General features: G+C 46.1%; 5 protein-coding genes. All 5 read left to right on the forward strand.

The features are described 5' to 3' along the window. The first annotated feature begins 27 nt into the window (after positions 1-27). Positions 28-270 (forward strand): four helix bundle protein, encoded by a 243-nt coding sequence (locus QUB06_RS33510; protein WP_333439026.1) that lies wholly within the window; start codon positions 28-30, stop codon positions 268-270. Between the two features lie 249 nt (positions 271-519). Next, a complete protein-coding gene (gene nirB, locus QUB06_RS33515; protein WP_333439028.1) occupies positions 520-3,084 on the forward strand; it encodes a nitrite reductase large subunit NirB in 2,565 nt (854 codons plus the stop codon). 179 nt (positions 3,085-3,263) lie between these two features. Continuing rightward, positions 3,264-3,623 carry a nitrite reductase small subunit NirD gene (nirD, locus tag QUB06_RS33520; protein ID WP_333439030.1) on the forward strand — a complete coding sequence of 120 codons (360 nt, stop codon included), beginning with the start codon at positions 3,264-3,266 and terminating at the stop codon, positions 3,621-3,623. Between the two features lie 216 nt (positions 3,624-3,839). Further along, positions 3,840-5,933 carry a HEAT repeat domain-containing protein gene (locus QUB06_RS33525; RefSeq protein ID WP_333439032.1) on the forward strand — a complete coding sequence of 698 codons (2,094 nt, stop codon included), beginning with the start codon at positions 3,840-3,842 and terminating at the stop codon, positions 5,931-5,933. 136 nt (positions 5,934-6,069) lie between these two features. Continuing rightward, positions 6,070-6,936 (forward strand): hypothetical protein, encoded by an 867-nt coding sequence (locus tag QUB06_RS33530; protein WP_333439034.1) that lies wholly within the window; start codon positions 6,070-6,072, stop codon positions 6,934-6,936. The last annotated feature ends 59 nt before the right edge of the window (positions 6,937-6,995 follow it).

The following is a 6,995-nucleotide window of genomic DNA, read 5'->3' on the forward strand; positions in this document are numbered from 1 at the left end:
AATAGATAGTCTAGATGGAAGCTCATAATGGTAAATGTATTAGTATGTACATTTTACACCATAAACTCAGGAGAGCCAACCGATTTTATTCATAAACTAGCGATAGCCCTCAAAGAAGCCAACGAAACAGAATACTGGATATTGCTACTTCGAGAAACCGATTATCTCACCCCAAAAGAAAGTGAATCAATGTTAAACGACCTAAAAGAACTCCTAAAACTACTAACCAGCATCATCAAAACAACCAAACAAAAACTCAATGACAGTTGACAGTGAACAGAAGCACAGTGGATCTTTACCGAACAATCTCCAGGCCTGTGAATTATCAACTGTCCACTATCAACTGTCCACTGTCAACTGTCAACTATCAACTGTCCGCACAGATCATGCAAAAATGCAATCGGGAGTATTCGACAATTGCATAAATCTCCATTTTTTGTATATATAAGTACAAAAGTTTACAATAAAGTCTTATATTAATTAACCCAACGACTGATAAACGGGATAAAAGAGATTCTAATGACAGCCAAAAAAAACCTCATTGTAATCGGCAATGGCATGGTAGGTCACAAGTTCCTAGAGTTAATGGTCAGCTCGGATGCTGCCAAACACTGGAATTTAATTACTTTTTGTGAAGAACCGCGCGTTGCTTACGATCGCGTAAACCTCAGCGGATTTTTCTCTGGCAAAACAGCGGGAGATCTATCTTTAGTTGCACCGGGATTTTACCAAGAAAACGGCATCCAAATTTACATCGGCGACAAAGCAGTCGCCATTAACCGGGAACACAAAATAGTCTCTTCAGCCAACGGTTTAGAAGTTCCCTACGACAAAATTGTTCTCGCGACCGGTTCCTATCCATTTGTGCCATCAATTAAAGGTAAAGACGCTACAGGAACTTTTGTTTACCGGACAATTGACGACCTGGAAGCGATGTCAGATTACGCTAAAAATTGCAAAACTGGTGTAGTAATTGGCGGTGGTTTGTTAGGTCTAGAGTGTGCTAATGCTCTGCAAAATATGGGTCTCAAAACTCACGTTGTTGAGTTTGCATCGCGGCTGATGCCCGTGCAAGTTGACGATATGGGCGGTGCAATTCTCCGCAGCAAAATAGAAGATTTGGGGGTTTCGGTTCATACCAGCAAATCTACCACAGAAATTGTTAGCGAAAATGGCAAAGTTACTAAAATGCTGTTTGCTGACGGTTCGGAATTGGCAACAGATATGATTGTGTTTTCTGCTGGCATTCGCCCCCGCGACGAAATTGCCAGAAGTTGCGGTATAGAAGTAGGAGAACGCGGTGGCATAATCATAAATGATAGCTGCCAAACCTCCGATCCTGACATTTATGCGATCGGAGAATGTGCGCTTTATCAAAATCGCATCTACGGCTTAGTTGCGCCTGGGTATACAATGGCAAGCGTAGCAGCAGATATTTTGAGCCGTGCAGCCGATGGCCGGCAGGATGCCCCGGCTACAAGCACTTTTACAGGTGCGGATATGTCCACTAAACTCAAATTATTGGGGGTGGATGTCGCTAGTTTTGGAGATCCTTTTCCCAAGTCTGCCGATACTAAAGAGATTGTTGTCACTGACACCTTCCAAGGCATTTACAAAAAATTAGTTTTAAATCAAGACGGCAGCCGGATTTTAGGCGGAATTCTCGTGGGAGATGCTTCGGCTTACGGCACTTTGCTGCAATTCATGCAAAATGAAATTGCTCTGCCGCCGCATCCCGAAGATTTGTTAATGCCACCGCGAGAAGGGGGAGTCCCGGCGGGTTTTGGAGTAGACAGTTTGCCGGATTCGGCTCAAATTTGTTCTTGCAATAATGTTACCAAAGGGCAGATTTGTGCAGCGATTCGCGAGCATAATTTAACCGATGTTGCCAGCGTCAAGAAATGCACTCAAGCTGGGACTGGCTGCGGCGGCTGCGTGCCTTTGGTGACGGATATCTTCAAGGCGGAGATGAAAAAAGCTGGGTTTGCAGTCAAAAATAATCTTTGCGAACATTTTGAATATTCTCGTCAAGAATTGTACCATTTAGTCCGCTCTCAAGAGATTAAAACTTTTGAGGAGTTGATTGAAAGACACGGCAAAGGTAAGGGTTGCGAAATTTGCAAGCCTGCTGTTGGTTCGATGCTTGCTTCTACTTGGAATGACCATATTTTAGAGAAGTCTCACGTCAGCTTGCAAGATACGAACGATTACTTTTTGGCAAACATTCAGCGCGACGGTACTTATTCGGTGGTGCCGCGCATACCGGGGGGAGAAATTACGCCGGATAAGTTGATTGTTTTGGGGGAAGTTGCCAGGGATTTTGGGCTTTATACTAAGATTACTGGCGGGCAACGGATTGATTTGTTTGGAGCTCGCGTGGATCAATTGCCGCATATTTGGCGTAGGTTGATTGATGCGGGATTTGAGTCGGGACACGCTTACGGTAAGGCTCTGCGTACTGTAAAATCTTGTGTTGGCAGCACTTGGTGTCGTTTTGGGGTGCAGGATTCAACGAGTTTGGCGATCGAGGTTGAATTGCGGTATCGTGGTTTGCGATCGCCCCACAAGCTCAAATCTGCTGTCTCTGGTTGCACTCGCGAATGCGCGGAAGCTCAAAGCAAGGATTTTGGGATAATTGCGACAGAGAATGGTTGGAATTTGTACGTGTGCGGCAATGGCGGCATTAAGCCACAGCACGCGGTTTTGCTGGCGACGGATATCGATAAGGAAATGCTGATTAAGTATATCGATCGATTCTTGGTTTTCTACATCCGCACGGCAGACAGATTGGAACGCACTGCTACTTGGTTGAACAAGCTTGAGGGCGGGATTGAATACTTGAAACAGGTGATAATTGAGGATTCTCTAGGCATTTGTGCTGAATTAGAAGCGCAGATGGAACATTTAGTGAACACTTATCAATGTGAGTGGAAAACCACGATTGAAGACCCAAACAAGGTGCAGCGGTTCCAGCATTTTGTGAATTCCGATTTGCCCGATCCGAGTATTGTTCGTGTTGCGGAACGGGGACAAACGCGGCCGGCTAACGAACATGAAAAGGCTCTGGCTGGAGTTTTGGAATAACCCCTCCCCAGCCCTCCCCTTGAATCAGGGGAGGGAGCAAGAATCTCGTTCGCAGGCTCTGCCTGGGAATGAATTCCGGGAGGCTCTGCCTCCTTCGGCGAGGCGAGGCAGAGCCTCGAAACCTACGTTCCCAGCCGGAGACTGGGAACGAGATTGAAGTAAAATAACAGGAAAAGAAGATGGTTCAATCATTACAAGTTTCGGATACTGTGACTACTTGGGTAGATGTGTGTTCTCTGGATGCGATCGCCCCTTATACTGGAGTTTGTGCTTTAGTTAAAGGCGAACAAGTGGCGATTTTCCGAGTGGGAAACGGGGATGAAGTGTATGCGCTTAGCAATTACGACCCGTTTAGCAAAGCTTTTGTTTTGTCGCGGGGAATTGTGGGCGATCGCAACGGCACTCTCAAAGTTGCTTCTCCCATTTACAAACAAAACTTTAGTCTGACTACCGGGCAATGTCTGGACGATGAAACGGTAAAAATTCCGACTTTGGCGGTTCGGGTTGCTGCCGATCGCGTCCAAGTAGCTGTTAGCTAGATTCAGCGGCTTAATTGTTCGATCGCCATCCGCCAACACCTAACATTCCTGTGGCTGCTGGCGGATTTTGCATTGGGGCCCTCCCGACTCAGTATTTTTCGTATAAGATGGAGTCGATTGGTTCCATACTTCAGGCTCGCTCAAAAAAATCTAAACTAATACTGGAGCTGGTTTCGGATTTTCAATGCAAACAAACTCAAGGGGCAGGATATCGGTATGTTGTTAAAAAAACTTGTTTCCGAAAATAATCCCCAGACTGTAGCAGAGTTAATCTATGCCCAACTCAAAATCGGTCAACTGACTTGGGGCGAGCTCAACATACAAGTTTTCGGCCAGCACTGGCGGGACGAATCTTTGCACGAAGTCCTCAGAGAAATTGCAGCCAAGCTCGACAAAGAAACAGCGAGCCAAATTATAGAATATCTCACAGATCAGAACGGTCAACAAGAAAAATTTATTAATTTGTTTTTAGCAGCGCAATGCCTGTTAAAAGTGAAAAATGATGTTAATAAAAAAACCGCCAAAAAACTGTTAAACGCTTTAAAAAAGTTATCGCAATACGGTACGGGTTTCCTGATTCTTTATCAAAGCGCTCAAGAATTGCAGGAAACTTATCAAATTCGCAATCGATCGATCGCCGCGATCGCCCAAACTTGGAAAAACGACCCGCAAACCCTGCCTTGGCTGAAAATACTCGCTCACTCCAGTGACTGTGGCGAAGTCCGAGCCACAGCAGTTGAAGCAATAGCCCGTGGTTGGCCAGACCAGCCAGAAATTTACCTGATGCTCAAAAAACTCGCCAAATCCGATCAAAGCTGGGCAGTGCGATCGACCTGTGTGCGAGAAATGGCTTCGGGTTGGCCCGACACGAACGATACCTTGCCGCTGCTGGCTGCCCTGGCTCAGTTCGATCGCAGTCCCGCAGTCCGCACCACAGCACTCGAACAGTTAGCCTCTCATTGGCCCGATCGCACAGATACCTTGCTGGTGCTGAGAACCGCCGCCGAATCCGACGAAAATTTGGGAGTACGAGTCGCAGCGTGGCAAGAAATAGCCAGAGGTTGGCACAGCCTTTTAGGCACGGTCTCCCTGCTCAAAAACCTTGCCGAGACAGGAAGTTCTATCCTGCGAACCGTAGCGGTGCGGGAGTTGGCAGCGGGTTGGCCTGCCGCAGCCGACGTTTGCCTCTTGCTGAAAACCCTAGCCGAATCCGACAGCAGCAAAGAAGTGCGGACAGCAGCCTTAGAAGAATTGGCCTCGCACTGGCCCGGCGAGCCCGACATTTACCCGCTGCTGAAAACTAAAGCCGAGTCCGACGCGAGTTCGAGCGTCCGGCGGGCAGCAGTGCAAGCAATTGCCTCTGGCTGGCCCGGGAACCCCGAAACTCTGACTTTTTTGAAAAATATAGCATTGGGCGATCGCGACGCCGACCTGCGAGAAATAGCCCTACAACAGATAGCCGCAGGTTGGCCCAACCACCCAGAAACCCTGCCCCTGCTGCAAAAAATAGCTGATTCCGAGGATTACTGGACTGTGCGGCAAGTAGTAGTGGAAGCTGTCGCGGCACTGGCGTCAGGCAGTCTAGAAGTCTTTGGCTGGTTGCAAAATCTCGCCGCGTCAGACAGACACCTGAACGTCCGAGAAACTGCGGTGGAAGAGATCGCAAAACGCTGGTCTCACCGCGGCGAGACGCTGCCTTTCCTTAAAAGCCGGGTCGAGTTGGAGCATGATTCTCACCTGCTGAGCGTGCTGGTACGATCGATCGTGCGGGGGTGGCCAGACCACCCGGAAACCTTGCCTTGGCTGAAAATTGAGATCGATTCTGGGGAAGCGCTGGTGCGGCAAGCGGCGGTGCTTGAACTTGCTTACAACTGGCCTGACAATCCTGAAACTTGGATGCTGCTGGAGGCGAAAGCAGAGGGCGATGAGAGTCCGGCTGTCAGGCAAATCGCTTTGCAAAAGTTAGCGCGCGGGTGGACAAATCAGTCTCAAACTTTCGAGTGGCTGAAAATTAGAGTTCAAAAAGATGAAGATTCGCAGGTGCGGGCGATCGCCCTGGTAGAGTTAATGCGGGGATGGAAAGACGAGCCGGGAATGTTTGAGTTTTTGCGCGATCGAGCTTTGAGCGATGTTGATAATCAAAACGGTTCTTTTCCTTACAATCCCAGGTTTACAGCACTCGAAGCGATTATCGAACATTATCCCGAAAATCCGGGAGTTGTGCCGTTGTTGCGATCGCTTGCAGTTTCCGACGCCGACGAGCAAATCCGCGCCTTAGCCGATCGCCGGCTCCGCAGCCAAGATTGGTAAACAGAAACAATTGCGGTTTCATACGCTATAATCGCGTACTAGACCGCACTTGCAATGTAATAAACAGTTATGCCGATGTTGTGTTTCTAATTGTTGACTATGATGGATAAAAGTTCAAAAGCTGGACAACTTAACTATGCAACTAGGTGAACACCCCAACTCCAGCCAGTTAAAGTCATTTGCAATTAACGGCTTATTTGGCTTTAAGGATGTGGCGATACCTTTTGATAAAGAAGCACTAATTCTGATTGCCGAAAATGGTTCTGGGAAAACTACCATCCTCAATACACTTTACTATTCAATCTCCTGTAAATTTGATAAATTAAGTACCGTGGAGTTTGAGTCAGTAGTTCTTGAGTTTACCTCAGCCCCTAGTGTTGAAATTAATAAAAGTGACTTAAATTCGTGGTATAATAATGCTGATAGTTTTTCGGTTCTTAGACGCTATTTAACTCTTCGAGAAATAAAGAGGTTGCAAGAGATTAGCAAAAGCTTATCCCCTGCATCTGCTCGGGGAAGTATACTTGAATTAATAGATAGAGGTAGAATTCCATCTAAATATTTGAGCAGCTTGATGGAAGAACTGAATTTAAATATAGACGAAGAAAAAATAAAGCAAAAAAGTAAAATTGATACAATTAGAGCCACAATTCAAGAAAACTTGAACGCGTCAGTTTTATATTTTCCAACCTATAGAAGAATCGAAGAAGATTTAAAAAATTTAGGATACGAAGATGAGAGATTTGAGCGATTAGGCCTTGGGGAAGGAGAAGGTAAGCTGATCCAATTTGGAATGAATGATGTAATTGAGAGATTTGAGGAAATTAAAACAACAATTAAAAACTCAGCACTCAATTTATTTTCAAAAGTGACGGGTGAAATTTTAACTCAGTTTGTAGAGGGTATTGCGATTACTCAAGAAATGAGAGACAGCATTCAACCCGACACTCTGAATATAGTTTTAAGCCGTGTTGGTGAAAATAATATAGGACTTACGCATTGACAAAAAACATTATCTATGTATTCTAGACTCTAACATCATTGCTAAGGTTCGCCAAAATA

Origin of the sequence: Microcoleus sp. D2_18a_D3 (genome assembly GCF_036702455.1) — a bacterium.
Lineage (GTDB): Bacteria > Cyanobacteriota > Cyanobacteriia > Cyanobacteriales > Microcoleaceae > Microcoleus.

Excerpts from the sequence above, each read along its gene's own strand:
- QUB06_RS33530 (WP_333439034.1), top strand. The coding sequence starts at position 6,070 with ATGCAACTAGGTGAACACCCCAACTCCAGCCAGTTAAAGTCATTTGCA.
- nirD (WP_333439030.1), top strand. The coding sequence starts at position 3,264 with ATGGTTCAATCATTACAAGTTTCGGATACTGTGACTACTTGGGTAGAT.
- nirB (WP_333439028.1), top strand. The coding sequence starts at position 520 with ATGACAGCCAAAAAAAACCTCATTGTAATCGGCAATGGCATGGTAGGT.
- QUB06_RS33510 (WP_333439026.1), top strand. The coding sequence starts at position 28 with ATGGTAAATGTATTAGTATGTACATTTTACACCATAAACTCAGGAGAG.
- QUB06_RS33525 (WP_333439032.1), top strand. The coding sequence starts at position 3,840 with ATGTTGTTAAAAAAACTTGTTTCCGAAAATAATCCCCAGACTGTAGCA.